At 65.0% G+C, this 18,985-nt stretch carries 17 protein-coding genes; 2 read left to right on the forward strand and 15 right to left on the reverse strand.

The features are described 5' to 3' along the window. The first annotated feature begins 21 nt into the window (after positions 1-21). Together QRN53_RS05525 and QRN53_RS05530 are read left to right on the forward strand one after the other, a co-directional pair. Positions 22-966 (forward strand): SPFH domain-containing protein, encoded by a 945-nt coding sequence (locus tag QRN53_RS05525; RefSeq protein WP_285243010.1) that lies wholly within the window; start codon positions 22-24, stop codon positions 964-966. Between the two features lie 235 nt (positions 967-1,201). Next, a complete protein-coding gene (locus tag QRN53_RS05530) occupies positions 1,202-1,549 on the forward strand; it encodes an RNA polymerase-binding protein RbpA (protein ID WP_018761356.1) in 348 nt (115 codons plus the stop codon). 73 nt (positions 1,550-1,622) lie between these two features. On the opposite strand, the gene QRN53_RS05535 is transcribed toward QRN53_RS05530, so the two are convergent. The 15 genes from QRN53_RS05535 to arc form a co-directional block, all read right to left on the reverse strand. Beyond that, the gene (locus QRN53_RS05535; protein ID WP_285243011.1) at positions 1,623-2,366 is read right to left on the reverse strand and encodes a polyprenol monophosphomannose synthase; all 744 of its coding nucleotides are present in this window, start codon (positions 2,364-2,366) and stop codon (positions 1,623-1,625) included. A gap of 95 nt (positions 2,367-2,461) precedes the next feature. Continuing rightward, the gene (locus QRN53_RS05540; RefSeq protein ID WP_285243012.1) at positions 2,462-4,111 is read right to left on the reverse strand and encodes an amidohydrolase; all 1,650 of its coding nucleotides are present in this window, start codon (positions 4,109-4,111) and stop codon (positions 2,462-2,464) included. 57 nt (positions 4,112-4,168) lie between these two features. Next, complete coding sequence (locus QRN53_RS05545; RefSeq protein WP_285243013.1) at positions 4,169-7,093, reverse strand: DEAD/DEAH box helicase; 2,925 nt, start codon at positions 7,091-7,093, stop codon at positions 4,169-4,171. Positions 7,094-7,113: 20 nt separating this feature from the next. Continuing rightward, the gene (gene tatC / locus QRN53_RS05550; protein ID WP_285243014.1) at positions 7,114-7,908 is read right to left on the reverse strand and encodes a twin-arginine translocase subunit TatC; all 795 of its coding nucleotides are present in this window, start codon (positions 7,906-7,908) and stop codon (positions 7,114-7,116) included. A 48-nt stretch (positions 7,909-7,956) separates the two neighbouring features. Continuing rightward, positions 7,957-8,229 carry a Sec-independent protein translocase subunit TatA gene (gene tatA, locus QRN53_RS05555; RefSeq protein ID WP_285243015.1) on the reverse strand — a complete coding sequence of 91 codons (273 nt, stop codon included), beginning with the start codon at positions 8,227-8,229 and terminating at the stop codon, positions 7,957-7,959. A 32-nt stretch (positions 8,230-8,261) separates the two neighbouring features. Continuing rightward, positions 8,262-8,609, reverse strand: coding sequence for a hypothetical protein (locus tag QRN53_RS05560; protein ID WP_285243016.1), 348 nt, complete (start codon positions 8,607-8,609; stop codon positions 8,262-8,264). 9 nt (positions 8,610-8,618) lie between these two features. Then, positions 8,619-10,601 (reverse strand): helix-turn-helix transcriptional regulator, encoded by a 1,983-nt coding sequence (locus QRN53_RS05565; RefSeq protein ID WP_285243017.1) that lies wholly within the window; start codon positions 10,599-10,601, stop codon positions 8,619-8,621. 103 nt (positions 10,602-10,704) lie between these two features. Next, entirely contained in the window at positions 10,705-11,100 is a 396-nt protein-coding gene (locus tag QRN53_RS05570; RefSeq protein WP_285243018.1) for an FKBP-type peptidyl-prolyl cis-trans isomerase, read from the reverse strand. A 66-nt stretch (positions 11,101-11,166) separates the two neighbouring features. Beyond that, complete coding sequence (locus QRN53_RS05575) at positions 11,167-12,141, reverse strand: FKBP-type peptidyl-prolyl cis-trans isomerase (protein ID WP_285243019.1); 975 nt, start codon at positions 12,139-12,141, stop codon at positions 11,167-11,169. 114 nt (positions 12,142-12,255) lie between these two features. Continuing rightward, positions 12,256-13,620 carry a Pup--protein ligase gene (gene pafA, locus QRN53_RS05580; RefSeq protein ID WP_285243020.1) on the reverse strand — a complete coding sequence of 455 codons (1,365 nt, stop codon included), beginning with the start codon at positions 13,618-13,620 and terminating at the stop codon, positions 12,256-12,258. Positions 13,621-13,629: 9 nt separating this feature from the next. Next, positions 13,630-14,340, reverse strand: coding sequence for a proteasome subunit alpha (gene prcA / locus QRN53_RS05585; RefSeq protein ID WP_285243021.1), 711 nt, complete (start codon positions 14,338-14,340; stop codon positions 13,630-13,632). A 1-nt stretch (position 14,341) separates the two neighbouring features. Further along, positions 14,342-15,163 (reverse strand): proteasome subunit beta, encoded by an 822-nt coding sequence (gene prcB, locus QRN53_RS05590; protein ID WP_285243022.1) that lies wholly within the window; start codon positions 15,161-15,163, stop codon positions 14,342-14,344. Positions 15,164-15,243: 80 nt separating this feature from the next. Beyond that, complete coding sequence (locus tag QRN53_RS05595; RefSeq protein ID WP_285243023.1) at positions 15,244-15,447, reverse strand: ubiquitin-like protein Pup; 204 nt, start codon at positions 15,445-15,447, stop codon at positions 15,244-15,246. A gap of 84 nt (positions 15,448-15,531) precedes the next feature. Then, positions 15,532-17,205 carry a depupylase/deamidase Dop gene (gene dop / locus QRN53_RS05600; protein ID WP_285243024.1) on the reverse strand — a complete coding sequence of 558 codons (1,674 nt, stop codon included), beginning with the start codon at positions 17,203-17,205 and terminating at the stop codon, positions 15,532-15,534. Beyond that, positions 17,202-18,953 carry a proteasome ATPase gene (gene arc / locus QRN53_RS05605; RefSeq protein WP_285243025.1) on the reverse strand — a complete coding sequence of 584 codons (1,752 nt, stop codon included), beginning with the start codon at positions 18,951-18,953 and terminating at the stop codon, positions 17,202-17,204. Before arc ends, dop begins: the two co-directional genes overlap by 4 nt. Positions 18,954-18,985 lie beyond the last annotated feature (32 nt).

An 18,985-nucleotide genomic window follows, 5' to 3' on the forward strand; every position in this document is an offset into this window, starting at 1 on the left:
ATTTGGGGGATAAGGAGTTTTATGGAAAACGCAGGCGGAACCGCACTGGCCGTTGTGCTGGTGGTCCTGATCGTGTTCGTCATCATCGTGTTGGTCCGGTCTGTCCGGATCATTCCGCAGGCACGTGCCGGCGTCGTTGAACGGCTGGGCAAGTACCAGCGGACGCTCAACCCGGGACTGACCATCCTGATTCCCTTCGTGGACCGGCTCCTGCCGTTGCTGGACCTTCGTGAACAGGTGGTTTCCTTCCCACCCCAGCCGGTGATCACAGAAGACAACCTGGTGGTATCCATCGACACGGTGGTCTACTTCCAGGTCACTGATCCACGCGCCGCCACCTATGAGATCGCCAACTACATCCAGGCGGTGGAGCAACTCACTACCACTACCCTGCGCAACGTCGTGGGCGGGCTGAACCTCGAAGAGGCCCTGACCTCCCGTGACCAGATCAATGGACAGCTCCGCGGCGTTCTTGATGAGGCGACAGGCCGCTGGGGCATCCGCGTGTCCCGGGTGGAGCTGAAGGCTATCGATCCGCCGCACTCCATCCAGGACTCGATGGAGAAGCAGATGCGTGCCGAACGCGACCGGCGCGCCGCCATCCTTACAGCCGAAGGCACCAAGCAGTCCGCCATCCTGACCGCCGAAGGACAGCGGCAGGCCGCCATCCTCAAGGCCGAAGGCGAGGCCAAGGCGGCTATCCTGCGTGCGGATGGCGAGTCGCAGGCCATCCAGAAGGTCTTCGACGCCATCCATAAGGGAAACCCGGACCAGAAGCTCCTGGCCTATCAATACCTCCAGACGCTGCCAAAACTCGCCGAAGGCTCAGCCAACAAGCTGTGGATTATCCCCAGTGAAGTGGGTGAGGCCCTCAAGGGAATCGGCAACGCCCTCGGCGGCAACGCACCCGAACAAGCGGCCAACGGACTCTTCGACGAAGTACCGGCCCAGCGTACCGAGCCGTAAGCACACACTGAACAGGGAGGGACCCGCGTCGCGGGTCCCTCCCTGTTTGGTCCGGGCGGCATGGGGCCCGTATAATTGGGTATTTGTCCGGCAGGATAACACCGGCTGGAACAACACAGCTTCGCAATGCGTTGAATCCTATGATGCAGCACAGTGCACACAGTAGTCCGGCGGCGCATCGTCACCACCGGCTGTCGCGGAGTTTTCATCCGCGAACCGACCAGAGGGAGAAATCATGAGCGATCGCAGCCTGCGGGGCATGCGCCTTGGTGCGCAGAGCATGGAGACCGAGTCCGGAGTTGAGCCGGCTCCGCGCCAGCGGGTCGAGTACCGTTGCGAGGATGGCGAGCAGGTCTTCGTCACGTTCTCCTCCGAAGCGGAAATTCCTCCGGTATGGGTCTCCAAGACCGGCAAGGAAGCGCTCCTGGTAGACGGCGAGAAGCCGGATACGAGTAACGACAAGGCAGTCCGCACCCACTGGGACATGCTCCTCGAACGCCGCTCCCTGCCTGAGCTGGAACAGATCCTCGAGGACCGCCTGACCATTCTGCGCGAACGCCGTGGAGAGCGCCGCTCCGCCTAGGCCCGGCAATAAAAAGGGGGCGTCCCCGCACTTCACGTGCGGGGACGCCCCCTTTTTTGCGTCTTGGTACGGGCTACGGCTGCGCGTTCTTCGCTTTGCCGGCCAACGTATTCCAGCGGGCGGCGAGCCCCCATTTGGTGACGTTGATCATGGCTTCCACCACGATGTTGCCGCTCATCTTCGAGGCACCCAGTTCGCGTTCGACGAAGGTGATGGGGCGTTCTTCGATCCGGAGGCCCAGTTTGGCGACGCGCCAGGCGAGGTCCACCTGGAAGCCATAGCCCACCGAGTCCACCTGGTCCAGGTTGAGCTTCTCCAACGTGGTTCGGCGGAAGGCGCGGTAGCCGCCGGTCACGTCCTTGATCCGGAGGCCGAGCATCAGCCGGGCGTAGGTGCTGCCCACCCGGGAAATCGCCTGGCGGTACAGCGGCCAGTTGACCACACTGCCGCCGGGGACCCAACGGGAACCCATGGCCAGGTCCGCGCCCTGCTCGATTGCTTCAAGGAGCTGGGGCAGCTGTTCCGGCTGGTGGGAGCCGTCGGCGTCCATTTCGACAAGGACGTCGTAGCCGGCTTCCAGCCCCCACTTGAACCCGGCGATGTAGGCCGCCCCCAGGCCTTCCTTGCCCTTGCGGTGCAGGACATGGACCTGGGAATCCTCGGCGGCAAAGCCGTCGGCCAGGGCGCCGGTACCGTCGGGGCTGTTGTCATCGACCACCAGCACGTCCGACGCCGGAACAGCCGTCCGCAGGCGCTGGAGCGTCTTGGGCAGGGATTCCAGTTCGTTGTAGGTGGGAATGATCGTAAGGACGCGCACGAAGGGCCTTTCCTGGTGGAAGTGGTCGGAGCACCTGTTGCCGGGCTGGCCGGCGGTGGGCGCAACTCCCCATTATAGGGCGGAACAATCCCTGTTCAGGAACGCAAGGCCGGGCTGGCAAACAGTTCGGCACCGTCTTTTACGGTTTGGAGGCATACAGGATCCGAACCCGTGTCCAGTGCCGGCAGCAGCGGGGTCCTGGCACGTGGATCCGTGCTCCAGGATTGGACCCGGCCATCAGCCACCTGGACCATCAGTTCTTCCACCTCCCACACCGCGAAACTTGCCGGGGCTCCGGGGACAAGTTGTCCCGCCATCGTGTTGGCGTGCCGCGCCGCCCTCCAGCCGGCCCGGGTGTGGCCCAGGAACGCCGCCCGCGCGGAAATTCTTTCGTCCTCGTTGTGGTGCTCGACGCAGGCGCGGACGCTGGACCAGGGCCGGAGCGGTGTCACCGGGCTGTCGCTGCCGAAGCAGACCGGAACCCCCGCCGCGTAGAACGAGGCGAAGGGATTCATGGACCGGCTCCGCTCCCCCACCCTCCGCTCATAGAGGCCGCCGGGTCCGCCCCAGGCTGCGTCGAAGGCCGGCTGGGCGCTCACCGTCACCGAATATGACGCCAGCCTTTCCACAGCTGCGGCATCCACCATTTCGACATGTTCAAAGCGGTGGCCGGCGGCACGCACCCGTTGTGCGCCTACCTCCTGGGCGGCACGGTCAAGCGCCTCCAGGGCAACGTCGAGTCCGGCGTCGCCAATCACGTGAAACCCGCCCTGGATGCCGGCCAGCGAACAGGCGGCGAGATGGGCGGCGGCCTGTTCGACGTCCAGGTACAACGCACCGCGGTCGTGCCCCGCATCGTTGTACCCGGTGCGGAGGGCGGCAGTCCGGGAGCCCAGCGATCCGTCAATATTCAGGTCTCCGGCAAGCCCGCGGACGGCACCATCGAACTGCGCAACGAGGGCGCGGGCTTCTTCCTCGGACGACGCCGCCTGGCCCCAGTACGGCAGGACGTGCGGGACCGGCCGGGCTGAACGATCCTGTGCGTTCCATTCGGCGGCGATCCTGAGGTCCTCGGCCCCGCCGATGTGGGGCGCCCCCATTTCGGCGAGAGCCACATACCCGTTGGCGGCAGCCTCGGCAAGGGCACGGGCCTGGTGCAGCTTCAGGGCCTCAGCCGGCAGCTTCCGCGTGGCCAGCCGCGCTGCCGCGTGGGCTGCCCGGATGACCCTGGCTCCGCCGTCGTACCCGTCCTGTCCCCGAAGGTCCGCGGACTGCGCAAGCGATGGCGAAACGAGTGCCGAGTGCACGTCAACCCTGGACAGGTACACCGGCCTGCCGCCGGCCGCCCGCTCCAGTTCCTCCGCCGTGGGCAGTGAGGGATCCGCCCACGTTGTCTCATCCCAGCCGTGCCCCAGCACGGGGCCCTCGCCCTTCGCGCCGGCGACGGCCTCCAGGAGCGCGCGTGCGGACGTGGCTGAGCCAAGTTGCAGGGATTCCAGTGCGATGCCGGTTTCCGTCAGGTGCATGTGGGAGTCCACGAAGCCCGGTGCCACCAGTGCGCCGCGGAGGTCGATAATCTCCATGGAGCTGTCGGCGATGGACGTTGCGGCCTGTTCAGACCCGACCCACGCGACGGTGTCGCCGTCCACCAGCATGGCTGTCGCGAACGGGTCCGCCGCGGTGTAGACGGATCCGTTGCGGTACAGGACCGGGGCGGGACGGGACGTGGCATCGGGGTGGGGCATGGTTGGCAGGACTCCTGGGGTGTGAACGGGCCGGTGCTGGCCGGCGGGATGCGTGGACTAGAGGACGGAGGAGTAGGCGACGACGCCGCGGCGGATCAGGTTGATGGCTTCAACGCACAGCCGGGAAAGGCGCGGATCCAGGCCGGGAATTTTCGCCAGCTGATCCAGCAGGTCCACCACCTGCTTGACCCAACGGACGAAGTCACCGGCAGCGAGGTCGGTGCCGCTGAGGACGTCCTGAAGGTGCCTTCCACGGGCCCACTTGTAGAGGGGCCAGACGAGTCCGAGCTCAGGCTCGCCGGTCAGTGGAAGCTTGTTCTCCTCCTCCACGTCTTCCAGCGCGGACCACTCCCTGACCACGATGTCCACGGAGGTCTCCAGGGAGACGCTGGGCATCCGTGGCCGCAGCCCCCGGTCCTCCCGTTTAGCCTGGTACACCAGGACACTGGCCAGCGCCGCCACCTCCGTGGCGTCGAGGTCGTCGAAGGCGCCCAGCCGCAGTGACTGGGAGATGAGTAGGTCTTTTTCGCCATAGATCCGGCGCAGCCGCTGCCCGTCGGGACTGATGACCAGCTTGCCGTCTCCCGGGTCTTCCAGGTAGCCGTAGGCGGAGAGCACGTCGCAGACCCGGTCGAAGGTTTTGGCAATGGTGTTGGTGCGGCCTTGGATCTGGCGGACCAGGCCGTCCGTCTCCCGCCGCAGCTTCCACCACCGCTCGGACCACCGCGCGTGGTCTTCCCGTTCGCTGCACCCGTGGCAGGGGTGTGCGCGGAGGGCGCGCCGGAGGTCCGCGATGCGCTTTTCCTGGTTGGGCAGCGCCGCGCCGCGGCCGAAATCGTGGTTCCTGTTCTGGCCGGGCGCAGGCGGGCGGTTCTCCCGCAGCGCGTTCCGCGCCGATGACGCGAGGTCCCGGCGTGACTTGGGCACTTTGGCGTTGAACGACTTGGGAATGCGGATCCGGGTTACCGGTGCGATGGGTCCTTCGAGGTCGTCGGTGCCGATCCTCCGGAGCTGGTTATCCAGGGTCAGCACGGCCGGCCGCGGTTCGCGGCTGCCGTGGTCCGAGCTGAGGACGACGGCGGGTCCCGGTGCGCGTCCACCGGGAACGTTGACCACGTCACCGGGCAACAGCCGGGCCAGCGAGTCGTCGCTGAGGGACTTCTGTACACGGGACTTGGTCCTGGATGTGGCATTCTCGGCGTCCGACAGTTCCCTCCGAAGCCGGGCGTACTCGGTGAAGTCACCCAGGTGGCAGGTCATGGATTTGGCGTAGCCGGCGAGGGATTCCTCGCGGCTGCGGACCTGCCTGGCGAGCCCCACCACGGAACGGTCGGCCTGGAACTGGGCAAAGGACGATTCCAGGATTTCGCGGGCCCGGGACCGGCCAAACTGTGCGAGCAGGTTAATGCTCATGTTGTAGGTGGGCCGGAAACTCGAGTTCAGGGGGTAGGTGCGCCGGGAGGCCAGGCCGGCCACGGCCGTAGGGTCCGTCCCTGGCTGCCACAGCACCACGGCGTGGCCTTCAACGTCGATGCCGCGACGGCCGGCGCGGCCCGTGAGCTGTGTGTATTCACCGGCGGTGATGTCCACGTGGGCCTCGCCGTTGAACTTGTCCAGTTTCTCCAGCACCACTGAGCGCGCGGGCATATTCACCCCCAGGGCGAGGGTCTCCGTGGCGAAGACGGCCTTGACCAGGCCGTCCGCGAAGAGTTTCTCCACCACCTCCTTGAAGGTGGGCAACATGCCGGCGTGATGGGCGGCGAATCCCCTGAGCAAACCGTCCCGCCAGGTCCAGAAGCCCAGGACATCGAGGTCGTCCGGCGGAATATCCTGTCCGGCTTCATCCACCCTCTGGGCGATGATCCGCTGCTCGGTTTCCGTGGTGAGCCACAACCCGGATGCGACGCACTGGGCAACGGCCCCCTCGCAACCCGCACGGGAAAAGATGAAGGTGATGGCCGGCAGGAGGTCCATCCGGTCAAGGCTGGCGATCACCTGGGGACGGCTGGCCCGGCGCACCCCTTCCGGTTCGGTGCCGCGGACTGGACGCTCGTTGCCGCGCCGGCCGCGCTGCCCGCGTTTTCCCGGCCCTTGCCGGTTCCGGAAGCTTTGCTGGATTTCACGGCGTGCCACGTCCAGCAGCTCGGGGTTGACGTCGAAGCCGCGGCCCTTGTCGCTCTCGCGCTTTTTGTCCTGGACGGGCGACTGGTCGTCGTCTTCGCCACCGGGCGGGGCGATTTCGTCGAAGGTTGTTTCACCGGCGAAGAGGTCCATGATCCGGCGTCCCACCATGATGTGCTGCCACAACGGTACGGGCCGGTGCTCGGACACGATAATGTCCGTGTCCCCGCGCACGGTGTCCAGCCACGCGCCAAATTCCTCCGCGTTGGAGACTGTGGCGCTCAGCGAGGCTACCTGGACCTCGCTGGGCAGGTGGATGATGACTTCTTCCCAGACTGCCCCGCGGAACCGGTCGGCCAGGTAATGCACCTCGTCCATGACCACGTAGCCAAGGTCGTCCAGGGTGGCGGAGTCGGCGTACAGCATGTTCCGCAGCACCTCGGTGGTCATGACCACCACCTGCGCTTCGCCGTTGATGCTGGTGTCGCCGGTAAGGAGCCCCACGTTGTCTGCACCGTACTTGCTGGCGAGCTCGCTGAATTTCTGGTTGCTGAGTGCCTTGATGGGCGTGGTGTAGAAAGCCTTCAGGCCCCGTTGGAGGGCCAGGTAGATGGCAAACTCGCCAACGATGGTCTTGCCGGCACCGGTAGGGGCAGCCACCAGGACTCCCCTGCCCTCCTGCAGCGAAAGGCAGGCCTTCCGCTGGAAGTCATCAAGCTCGAACTCGAGGGTCCGGGAGAACTGTCCGAGGTACGTGGCGGCCTCAGCCCTGCGTTCAGCGCTGGCGCGGTACCTTTCAGCGGGAGACAGTTCTTCAGAATCGGTGGGTCCGGTGGAGAAGGACCCGGTGTTGGAAGACATATCCCAAGCCTAGCGGCAGGTTAGAGGTTCTTGAGTTCGCTGCTCGGGGTGGCGATGTCGGCGGTGGCCTCGGTTTCGGCGACCTGCTTGGCCTGGCGGCGGTCGCGCCGCCTGTCATTCAGGATGCAGATGCCGATGGCTGCGAAGAACAGCGCCAGCAAAGGCCCTGCGAGCATAAACATTGAAATGGCGTCCGCGCCCGGGGCGGCCATGGCAGCCAGGACGAAGACGAGGAACACCGTGATGCGCCAGGCCTTGAGGATGGTCCGGCCGGAAATAAGGCCGGCCATGTTAACGCCGACCAGCACCACCGGGACCAGGAATGCCAGGCCCAGCATCAGCACCATGCGCGTGACGAACTCGATGTAAGTCCGGGCGTCGATGACGCTTGAGGAGCCTTCGGGAGTGAATTGGGTCAGGGCGTGGACCACTTGGGGGACCACCATCCAGCCCACCCAGATTCCGGCAAGGAACAATGGGATAGCGGCGGCCATATAGCCCAGCGTGTAGCGGCGTTCCTTGGACGTCAGCCCCGGGGTAATGAACGCCCAGAGCTGGTAAATCCAGATGGGGCTGGAAATGACTGCCCCGATGAGCAGCGACATCTGGAGTTTGAAGTCGAACGGCGAGGCGATGGTTCCGAAGTTGATGGCCGCCAGGCCACCGGTTTCGTTGGAGATCCGCCTGACCGGTTCGGCCAGGGCCTTTAACAGCGGATCGTAAAGTATCCAACCCCCAATGCCGCCGATGACGACGCCGATGGCCGACTTGATCAGCCGGTTCTTCAGCTCCTTGAGGTGCTCCCAAAGGGACATCCGCCCCTCAGGGTTGGCTTTACGGGCCCGCGACATTGCCACGGGAGGTCAGGCGCGGGTCGACGGCGGAACGTCAGTGCCGTCTGTCGGCTCTCCGGACTTCGCCTTGGGGTGGTTCACGATGGTGCCTTCCACGGGGCCGGAGGGCTCGGTGGACTCGGCTTTGCCGTCGTTCTTCATTTCCTTGACCTCGGACTTGATGATCCGCATCGACTGTCCCAGGCTCCGGGCCATGGCCGGCAGCTTGGGGGCAGCAAAGAGAAGCAAAGCAATGACGATGATAATGACGATTGGCCAGGGGCCATCAAAGAGTCTTCCCACGGGAAATCCTTTCCTCTAAATACATCCTACTTCTATGTGAAGTCGAGATCTCCGAGCGCCTGCGGCTGGCCCCGGTCCTTTTTGCGCTGCACTCGACGGCGGCGGCGTTCTTCGCGCCGTGCCGATTTGGATGCCTCGTAATCATGTCGCATGACGGCGGGCGAGGCAAAAACGGCCGAACCCGGCGTGACGCGTGACGGGTCGGTGGCCTCCTCCGGCAACGCTGCCGGGCCCAGGCTAGCCAGCCTGGCACTTGCATCGCCAAGGTCCTTTACTGTCGTCATGAACTGTCGGTAAAGGCGGATGCCCAGCAGGACATAGAAGAGCAGGGATACCGCAACAAGCGCTATCCAGATCAGGATCCAAGACCACCAAGGCATGCTGGAAGTCTATCCGCCGTAGGCAGCCAGGGACGCCGCGAGCCAATCGCTGGCCGCGTCGGCAAGGTCTGCCGGCGCCAGGATCCTGGCCGTACCCCCGTGCTGTGCCACGAACATCGGCAGCCACGCTGTGTTGCCGAACCTGATCTCGGCCACCAGGCCGCCGTCGGGAAGTTCCGCGATGCGCTCCGCGTAGTAGTCGTCCGCCAGCCCCCTCCCCTGCCTGGTGAGCTGGACGATCACCGTGGTGTCGTCGTCGTTGGCGGTGAACAGTTTGGCCGGCACTCCGGTCGGTGTGGCGTGGCCAACGGCGGGCACGCCGTTGGGGTGCACTTCCTGCACCCTGTCCAGGCGGAAGTTCCGAAGTCCGGACACCTGGTGGCACCAGGCTTCGAAATACCAGGTGTTGTCCAGTGAATAGAGCCGCAGCGGATCGACGTCGCGTACTGTGACCGCGTCCCGCTGTGGTGAGAGGTAGGTCAGCCGCAGTTGCGAGCGGGCTTCGATCGCCTGCCGCACGGTGGTATGGGTCTGGGCGTCGGCGGGCGCCACCTGCGGTCCGGCTATGGAGGCTGCCTGGAGTCCCTCCTCGCCGGCGGCCGCCAGCAGCTTGAGGGTGACCGATTCCAGAGCCCCACCGCCGGGCAGGTCGGGCAGGCCATTGAGCGTTTCGAGGCCGGTCAGCAGCGCGCAGGCTTCCTCGACAGTGAAGCGGACGGGCCTTTTCAAGTCCAGGTCCTGGGAAATGAAGACGTGGTCGTCTTCCCATTGGATATCGAGCAGATCATCCGGGTACCCCTCGGGCAGCCCGGAGCAGATGAGGATTTGGAGATCGGCCTCAAGTTCCTCCCGGGTGATCCCGAAATGCGCTGCGACATCCTGGATGTGCAGGCCTTGGTTGTGGACCAGGAAGGGGACCAGCTGGAGCATGCGCTTGAGCTGGTCCTCGGAGGTCCGTTTGCGGGGCGCCCGGGCGTGGACGTCGACGAAGGTATAGGCCGGGATGGGCGCAGCACTGAAGGCAGCGGCGGCCCGAAGGCGGCGGCGCACTGCCGCGGCGAGGTCGTCGGGGTCCACCGCCAGGGAGTCGGGCCCGTAGGAGGCAAGTTCTTCGGCGAGCATTTCCGGGTCACGGTACTCCAGGACGAGCCGGTCAAAGCCGTCAGCGGGCCCTTCGTGCGGGTCCTGCGTTGCTGCGCTTCCTGCGCGGCTGCGCAACGCGAGGAGGCGCCCCTTCCGGACGTCCACGACGGCGGTACGCAGCGGCAGTTCAGGCAGCCGGTCCAGTTCGGCACGGATACTGAAGTCCGCGGGCGGCGAGTAGTGGTCCTTTGCCAAGGTGGTCACCGCGCTGGTCAACCGGGAAAGCCGGAAATGCCGGGGCGCGCTGCGGGTCCGGTCGTACCCCATCAGGTACCACTGGCCAAAGCGGCTCCCAAGGCCCCAGGGTTCCACCATCCGTTCTTCTTCCTTGCCGGTGCTGCCCGCCAGGTAGGTGAAGCTGACGGGATGTCTGGCATGCATGGCGGTGACGATGTCATCGAAGGCCTGCCCCGCAGGTTTGATCCGGGGCTGCACGCCGGCGGGCAGTTCAACGTCAGCCAGCCGGCCGGAGGCTTGGATCTTGCGCAATGCGCTTTGCGCGGCCGAACCCATGGCGGCCCGCTCCCAGAGCTGGGAGGCGAGCAGCAGGACCGTCCATTCCTCCGGTCCCAGCTGGACATCAGGAAGCGTGTTGGATTCCTTACCGATCCGGTAACGCGTGGTGGCGGGGTCGTCTTCGCTCCAGCCGGCATCCGTCAGAGTCTCGACCTCGAAGCCCATGGCCCGCAAGTCGTTCTTGTCGCGTTCGAACATCCGCCCAAACGCGACGTCGTTGCCGGAGGCATCATGGTAGACCTTTTCCCGCAGTTCGCTGCGGCGCAGCCCATACCGGGTGTTCAGGAGCGCGATCAGCAGGTTGAGGAGTCGTTCAGTGCGGGATACGGACACCTTGGCTACGTTACTAAACTCCTCCCCCGAAAAACGAAAGCGCGGCAGCACGGGGGTGATCCCCCGTGCTGCCGCGCTCTCGGTTGGCGCGGTGCGCTGAACGTCAGCGGACCCCGACGAGGTCCACGACGAAGATCAGTGCCTCGTTGGGCTTGATGGCCCCACCGGCTCCACGGGAGCCGTACGCCAGTTCCGAGGGGATCTCCAGCCGGCGGCGGCCGCCGACCTTCATGCCCAGCAGGCCCTGGTCCCAGCCCTGGATGACCTGGCCGACGCCGACGCGGAAGTCCAGCGGTGCGCCGCGGCCCCATGAGGCATCAAACTCTTCGCCGGTGGACCAGGCCACGCCGACGTAGTGGGTGGAGACGGTGTCGCCCGCCTGGGCTTCCCGGCCGTCGCCCTCGATGAGGTCGGTGATGACCAGTTCCGTGGGGACGTCGCCTTCCGGAAAGTCGATCTCGGGCTTCTGGCGGTCGAATTCCCGCTGTCCAAACGACATGCTTGCTCCTCTGCGTGAGTGTTCTGGTGGGTGCCGCGAAAGGATGCGGCCTCCTTGTAAGTGTTGCTACTTGACCCCGAGGATGTCCACTACGAAGACAAGGTCACCCTTTGCCTGGCCCTGGCCGGCATCGCCGTAGGCCAGGTCCTTGGGGATGACCAGCAGGACGCGGGAGCCTACGGTCTTGCCGGCCAGGCCCTGGGTCCAGCCCTTGATGACACCGCTCAACGGGAAGGTTGCCGGCTGTCCGCGGTCGAAACTGGAATCAAACTTGGTGCCGTCGGCGAGGTTGACGCCAACGTAGTTGACCGTCAAGGTGTCCGATTCCTTGACGGCGGCGCCGGTACCCTTGATCAGGTCCTGGGACACCAGTGCCGTGGGGGCAGCTGCGCCCGCAACGTTGATTTCCGGCTTGCCGTCTTTTTCCGTCACGGTGGGAAGGCCAGGGGGCGGCGTCACGGTCTCACCCTGGGGCTTGTCCAGGACAGGAGTGGCGTCGGCAGCGGAAACCACCTTGATGATCAGCAACTGGGTGGGACCAGCTGCAGCGCTGGCGCTGGGGCTGGGGCTGGCGCCGTCGGACGGGCTGGGGCTTGCTGACGGGGCAGTCTGCTGGCCGGGGACGGCCAGCGCCAGGCTGGATCCAACCTTGGCGCCAACGAACGCGTTGTAGATGACCGGGCTGCTGGTCTTGAGGTCGTCGGTGAGCTCGAGGCTCTCAGGATCGTTGGGGAACGTGTCCTCCAACTGGGATCCGTCCGTGCCGTTCAGGGCCAGGATGGAAATCTTGGCCACCTGGTTCGCCTTGACGGCGTCGCCGCTGCCTTGGGAAATGACCTTGACGGTCGGCTCGGTGACGGTCAGGGGCTTGTCGAAGTCCACACCCGGGGCCTTCTTGTCGCCGTTGTCGGTCAGCTTGAGGGAGTCGAACTTTGCAGTGTCCCCGGCAGACTGGCTGGTGGGCTCAGGCTGTGAAGCTGTGCCTCCACAGGCGGTCAGCAGCAGCAGGCCGGGAAGGAGGATTGCTAGTAGTCGGCGCACGTAGGAAAACTTTCGTCGGGGCAAGATGGATACGACATTCCGCACGGCGGCGGACAATGCCGAAGAAGGCCCCGTTAAAGGGACCTTATCCAGAATAGACCCTGAAGCTGGACGTCAGCCCATAGAGTCGAGCAGCGCATCCACGCGCTCATCCACGCTGCGGAAGGGATCCTTGCAGAGAATCGTCTGGTGGGCGCGGTCGTTGAGCTTCAGGTGGACCCAGTCCACCGTGTAGTCCCGTCCCAGCTCCTGGGCCCGGCGGACGAAGTCGCCGCGCAGCTTGGCACGCGTGGTTTGCGGCGGCGCGTCCACTGCTCCCTTGATGATGGTATCGTCGACGATCCGGCGCACGGCACCCCGGGACTGCAGCAAATAGAAGATGCCGCGGCTGCGGGAGATGTCGTGGTACGTCAGATCGAGTTGGGCGATGCGTGGCGCCTCAAGGCCCAAGCCATGGCGTTCGCGGTAGTTGTCCATCAGCTTCTTCTTGATGGCCCAGTCGATCTCTGTGTCGATGCTCTTTGTGTCACCGGTTTCGATCGCGTGGAGGGTCCGTTCCCAGAGGTCCAGGATGACCGGAACGTGCGGGTTGTGCGCGCCATGCTCCTGGACGAAGGCGGTCACCTTGGTGAGGTATTCCTGCTGGATCTCAAGGGCAGTGAGCTGGCGCCCGTTGGCAAGCCGCACCAGTGCCCTGCCACTGAGGTCATGGGAAATTTCGCGGATGCTCCGGATGGGGTTTTCCATCCGCATGTCGCGCATGATCACCCCCGCTTCGATCATCCGCAGGACCAGGTCCACGGTGCCCACCTTCATCAGCGCCGTGGCCTCTGACATGTTCGAGTCCCCGACAATGACATGGAGCCGCCGGTAGAATTCCGCGTCCGCATGGGGCTCGTCCCGGGTATTGATGATGGGACGTGACCGGGTGGTGGCCGAGGAGACGCCCTCCCAGATGTGGTCGGCACGCTGGGAGAACGCATACGTGGCACCGTGCGGCGTCTTCAGGATTTTTCCGGCCCCGGCGATGAGCTGGCGGGTCACCAGGAAGGGAATCAGGATCTCGGCGAGGCGGGAAAATTCTCCCCGCCGCGGGATGAGGTAGTTCTCATGGCTGCCATAGGAGTTACCGGCAGAGTCCGTGTTGTTCTTGAACAAGTACACGGTGCCGTTGAACCCTTCGGCTGCGAGCCGGGCCTGGGCCTCGTCCACGAGGTCATCGAGGATCAGCTCACCGGCACGGTCATGGGCGATCAGCTGGGCAAGGTCATCGCATTCGGCGGTGGCGTACTCAGGATGCGATCCGACATCGAGGTAGAGCCGGGATCCGTTGGTCAGGAACACGTTGGATGAGCGTCCCCAACTGACCACTTTTCGGAACAGATACCGCGCCACCTCTTCAGGGGCAAGAGGCCTCGAATCGGGGCTTGAATACGAGATCCCGAATTCGGTTTCTATACCGAAGATTCTCTTGTCCATGTGGTCCTCCTAGGCCAGCAATGCCGTAATGTCCGCGTCGTTCAGCCTGCGGAATGCGCGCCGTGAGCCGCGGGAGCTTTCGGAAAGCCTGTCCAGGACCGCTACCTCGAGGGCACTTGCGGGCAACGGCGTGGCCGGCTGGTCCGCGTCCGTGGCGGGGGTAAGTCCTTTCAGCGCCAGGCGGACGGCGTCAGCGAAGCCGAGGGAGGCTTGCCAGCCCGCGTCGATAGCGGAGGATACTCTTTCGGCCTGTCCGCCCATGACGACGAAGCTGTGTTCGTCGGCAATCGAGCCGTCGAAGGTCAGTCTGTAGAGGTGGTCGTCGGCCTGCGTGGGGCCCACCTCGGCGACCGCAAGTTCCACTTCAAAGGGTTTTTGCTCGGCGGTGAAGACGGCTCCGAGGCTTTGCGCGTACACGCTGGCCAGTCCGCGTGCCGTGACGTCCTCGCGGTCGTAGGAGTAGCCGCGCACGTCGGCGTAGCGGACCCCGGCCTGGCGGAGGCTTTCGAATTCGTTGTACTTGCCCACGGCCGCGAATGCGATCTTGTCGTAGATCTCGCCGATCTTGTGCAACGACGGGGAAGGGTTCTCCGCGACCAGGGCGATGCCGTCCGCGCAACTGATCACCACCACCGAGCGGCCACGGGCAATGCCCTTCCGCGCGAAATCCGCGCGGTCCTTCATCAGCTGCTCGGGCGAGACATAGAACTGCTGCGTCATCTCAGGCCTCCCGTCCGGCGATGGTGCGGGACTCAATGACGCTCCGCGATGCGGCCGAGAGCTGGGCGTCCGGAACCCGGCGGGTACCTGTGCTGTCCACCGTATAAACCACGGGCCACAACTGCCGGACAGTATCCGGACCACCGGTGGCGGAATCGTCATCTGCGGCGTCATAGAGGGACTCCACGGCCACGGACAGCGCCTCGGCTGCGGTGAGGTTGGGCCGCCAAAGCTTCTTCAGCGCGCCGCGGGCAAAGACCGATCCCGAGCCCACGGTATGGTGCTCATGTTCCTCGTACCTGCCGCCGGTGACGTCGTAGGAGAACAGCCGGCCCACGTTGGCGCTGGTATCGAAACCGGCGAACAGCGGCACCACGGCCAGGCCCTGCAACGCCATGGGCAGGTTGCCCCTGATCATGGCGCCCAGCCGGTTGGCCTTGCCTTCAAGGCTGAGCTGGGTGCCTTCGATCTTTTCGTAGTGCTCGAGTTCAACCTGGAAGAGCCGGGTCAGGTCGATCGCAATGCCGGCGGTTCCCGCGATGCCGAGGACCGAAAACCGGTCGGCCGGGAAGACCTTCTCGATGTGCCGGCTGGCGATGACATTTCCCATGGTGGCCCTCCGGTCGCCCGCCATCAGGACGCCGTCGTTGTAGCTCATGGCAACGATCGTGGTGGCGTGGGGAACCTGCACGGGGGCAGCCGCTGACGCACTGCCGGTGAGGGACCGGCTAAAGGGCAAGAGCTCTGGCCGGTCCCGCTGCAGATGCTCGGTAAAGGACGAGGTGGCGTTGGCGGCTACCTGGTTGGCGGTTGATTCCTGCACTCATCACTCCTTGAACGTGGTACTTCAACGTCGGTACAGATTCCGGCCGTCCGCGGCGTCAGCCACCCATCCGGTCCGGGTTACTGGCCGCCCTTTTGGACGAATGCCCGGACGAATTCTTCGGCGTTTGATTCCAGGACGCCGTCGATTTCATCCAGGAGGTCGTCCACGCCTTCTGTCGATGCCGATGCCTGCGCCTCGGGCGATGCCGGGGGTGCCTCGGGAATGTCGTCTTCGACCTGGCTGTCACGTGAGTGCGGCTGCTGTTGCTCCTGGCCTGCCATCGGTTTCCCTCCTCGTACTTCCGGCGGATCCGGCGGATCCTCCGATATCCCCATCCTGCCACGGGACGGGCATTCCGGCGCGGTTTACGCCGCAGGCGGAGCGCTGTTGTGTCCCAGCAGTTCTCCCAGGAACGGTCCCGCTTCCCGGTAGCGCTGAAACAACGCTCCGGTCAGCTCTTTGGTTCCGCGCAGGGGTTCCCGGGTGGGCACCCTCTGGAGCCGCCCGTACCCCGGGACGTCGAAGATCACCGAATCCCAGCTGGCCCCCACGACGTCCTTGCCGAAGCTGCTGATGCACTTTCCACGGAAGAACGCGCGAGTGTCCCGCGGGGGCTCCGCTACGGCGGCGGCAATGGCGGCGTCGTCCACGACCCGCCGCATCCGCCCCCTGGCCAGCAGACGGTAGTAGAGGCCCTTTTCGGGCCGGATGTCAGACCACTGCAGGTCCACCAGGCCCAGCCGGGCGTCATTCCATTCCAGTCCATCGCGCTGGCGGTAGCCGTCCAGGAGGGAGAGCTTTGCCAGCCACTCCACCGACCCCGCAGCCGCCGTCCGGTCGTTATCCAGCTGGGTCAGGACGGTAGCCCATCGCTCCAGCACCTCGTGCGTGTGGCCGTCGCCGTCCACGGCATCACCCACGCCGGTGTCCTGCGCAAGTTTGGCGGCCGCCTCGTGGTACATCCACTGAAGGTCCAGCGCCGTCACCCGGCGACCGTCCAGGAGGCGGAGCTTCGCGGTCAGCGAGGTATCGTGGCTGACCGCCTTCAGTGCGGCGACAGGCTCGTATACCTCAATTTTTGGCGCCAAGCCGGCCTCGATGAGGCTGAGAACCAGGGCGGTGGTGCCGAACTTAAGGTAGTTGGACACCTGGCTGAGGTTGGCATCCCCAATGATCACGTGCAGGCGCCGGTACTTGTCCGCGGTGGCGTGGGGCTCATCCCGGGTGTTGATGATGGGCCGGCGGATGGTGGTTTCCAGCCCAACTTCCGCCTCGAAAAAGTCGGCCCGCTGGCTGACCTGGAAGCCGGAGGTGGAACTGTCCTGGCCGATTCCCAGGCGCCCGGCTCCGCACACCACCTGCCGGCTGACGAAGAAAGGTGTCAGTCCACGGACAATGTCGCCGAATGGCACTGATCGGGGCATGAGGTAGTTTTCATGCGACCCGTAGGAAACCGACTTGTTGTCCGTGTTGTTCTTGTAGAGATTGACCGGGGGCAGGGAAGGGTCCGCTGCCAGCCGGCGGACCGCGGCCAGCGCGACGAGATCGCCCGCGGCATCCCAGGCCACGGCATCGCGCGGGTTGGTCACCTCGGGGCTTGAGTACTCCGGGTGGGCATGGTCGACGTACAGCCGGGCCCCGTTGCCAAGGACCATGTTCATCAACAGGGACCCGGACTCATCCTGACCGTCGAGCTCCAGTTCCTCACGGCCGTAGGCCAACGCAACGGATTCGGCGTCAAGCACCGGCGGCTGGTCGGTCAGCTGGCTGGGGTGAGCCGTCCCGCGGTCCACGGTCCAGCCCCGGGCATCATGCAGCGGTTCCTCATCCGTATAGTCCCAGCGGGTCTCCGCTCCCCCGGCAGCCCGCTGCCGGGTGACCTGGGCGTACGCCTGGACAACGCGGGCACTCATCATGGTGGCGTTGGCCGATGGCGCGGACGGAGCATGGATGCCGTATTCGGTTTCCGCTCCCATGACCCGCATGGCCCCGCCGACAGGGAGGGCGTCCCCGACGGCGGGTCCTGATCCACCCGTCATAGATACTGTCCCGTAGTGGGCATGGTTTCGATCGACTTTCCGGGCTCCTGCCCGGCCTTGCCCTGGACGATGGTGCGGATGTACGTGATCCGTTCGCCCTTCTTCCCGGAGATGCGTGCCCAGTCGTCTGGATTGGTGGTGTTGGGCATGTCCTCGTGTTCGCGGAACTCGTCCACGACGGCGCGCAGGAGGTGCTCGATCCGCAGGCCCTTCTGGTGCGAGGTGAGCAAATCCTTGATCGCGTACTTCTTGGCCCGGTCTACCACGTTCTGGACTACGGCGCCCGAGTTGAAGTCCTTGAAGTAGAGCATCTCGGTATCCCCGTTGGCGTAGGTGACCTCGAGGAACTCGTTGGACTTGTCCGTGGAGTACATGGCTTCCACGGTCCGCTGGACCATGGCATCGACCGTGGCCTGGACGTCACCGTTGTGTTCGGCCAGATCCGATTCGTGGAACGGCAGGTCCGGGGTGATGTATTTGTTGAAGATGTCCGCGGCGGCTTCCGCGTCCGGGCGCTGGATCTTGACCTTCACGTCCAGCCGGCCGGGGCGGAGGATGGCGGGGTCGATCATGTCTTCACGGTTGGACGCACCGATCACGATCACGTTGTCGAGGCGCTCCACGCCGTCGATCTCGCTCAGGAGCTGGGGCACGATGGTGGTCTCGACGTCGGACGAAATCCCGGTGCCGCGGGTGCGGAACAGCGAGTCCATCTCGTCGAAGAAGACCACCACGGGGCTGCCGTCTGAGGCCTTTTCCCGGGCGCGGGCAAAGATCAGGCGGATGTGCCGTTCCGTTTCACCCACATATTTATCGAGGAGCTCCGGCCCCTTGATGTTGAGGAAGTAGCTCTTGAGGTCAATGTTCCCCGACCGTTCTGCCGCCCGGGCAGCGAGGGAGTTGGCCACTGCCTTGGCAATCAGCGTCTTGCCGCAGCCGGGAGGACCGTAGAGCAGGATGCCCTTGGGCGCCTTGAGTCCGTGCTCCCGGTAGAGGTCCGGATGCAGGAACGGCAGTTCGACGGCGTCGCGGATCTGTTCGATCTGGGGTCCGAGGCCGCCAATGTCCTCATAGGTAATGTCCGGGACTTCCTCAAGGACCAGGTTTTCCACCTCGGACCGTGGAACTTTCTCCAGCGCGTATCCGGTGCGTGAATCGATGGAAAGGGCGTCACCGACCCGCAGCTTTTCGGCCAGCAGGGCACCGGAGAGGCGGACAACGCGTTCTTCGTCCGCCCGGCCCACCACCAGGGCGCGGTCGCGTCCCAGCATTTCCTTCAGCGTGGCCAGTTCGCCGGCGCGCTCGTAGCCGAGCCCGGCGACGATCAGGAGTGCCTCATTGAGCAGCACCTCCTGCCCCACGGCCAACTGGTTGATGTTGACCAGCGGGCTGATGCCCACCCTCATCTTGCGCCCGGCGTTGAAGATGTCCACCGATTCCTCGGTGGCAGCCTGTCCGCTGCTGCCCGGGGCGGGCTGCCGTTTGGGATTGATCTGGAGGATGGTGCCGAAGCTGTACGGCGGCTGCCCCTCCTGGTCCAGGGCGTTCTTGAGCCGCAGGATTTCCGCTTTCGCGGTTTCAAGCATGGTTACCAGCTTGGTGTTGTTCTGCGTTGCTGCTGCGAGCTGGCGGTCAATGTGCCTGAGCTTGTCCCGAAGTATGTTGACCTGGCGGTCAGCAACCGAGAGGTCGTTGGCGGCAGACTGCTCTGCCGGTGTACGTCCGGAGTCCTGGTTTGGAGTCTCCATGATGTATCAGCCCCTTCCTGCGCTTCTCTTAA

Origin of the sequence: Pseudarthrobacter sp. fls2-241-R2A-127 (assembly GCF_030209355.1) — a bacterium.
GTDB lineage: Bacteria > Actinomycetota > Actinomycetes > Actinomycetales > Micrococcaceae > Arthrobacter.

Coding starts and splice junctions, on each gene's coding strand:
- QRN53_RS05525 (WP_285243010.1), top strand. CDS start 22: ATGGAAAACGCAGGCGGAACCGCACTGGCCGTTGTGCTGGTGGTCCTG.
- QRN53_RS05530 (WP_018761356.1), top strand. CDS start 1,202: ATGAGCGATCGCAGCCTGCGGGGCATGCGCCTTGGTGCGCAGAGCATG.
- QRN53_RS05540 (WP_285243012.1), bottom strand. CDS start 4,111: ATGCCCCACCCCGATGCCACGTCCCGTCCCGCCCCGGTCCTGTACCGC.
- QRN53_RS05545 (WP_285243013.1), bottom strand. CDS start 7,093: ATGTCTTCCAACACCGGGTCCTTCTCCACCGGACCCACCGATTCTGAA.
- tatC (WP_285243014.1), bottom strand. CDS start 7,908: ATGTCCCTTTGGGAGCACCTCAAGGAGCTGAAGAACCGGCTGATCAAG.
- QRN53_RS05560 (WP_285243016.1), bottom strand. CDS start 8,609: ATGCCTTGGTGGTCTTGGATCCTGATCTGGATAGCGCTTGTTGCGGTA.
- QRN53_RS05570 (WP_285243018.1), bottom strand. CDS start 11,100: ATGTCGTTTGGACAGCGGGAATTCGACCGCCAGAAGCCCGAGATCGAC.
- pafA (WP_285243020.1), bottom strand. CDS start 13,620: ATGGACAAGAGAATCTTCGGTATAGAAACCGAATTCGGGATCTCGTAT.
- prcA (WP_285243021.1), bottom strand. CDS start 14,340: ATGACGCAGCAGTTCTATGTCTCGCCCGAGCAGCTGATGAAGGACCGC.
- QRN53_RS05595 (WP_285243023.1), bottom strand. CDS start 15,447: ATGGCAGGCCAGGAGCAACAGCAGCCGCACTCACGTGACAGCCAGGTC.
- dop (WP_285243024.1), bottom strand. CDS start 17,205: ATGACGGGTGGATCAGGACCCGCCGTCGGGGACGCCCTCCCTGTCGGC.
- arc (WP_285243025.1), bottom strand. CDS start 18,953: ATGGAGACTCCAAACCAGGACTCCGGACGTACACCGGCAGAGCAGTCT.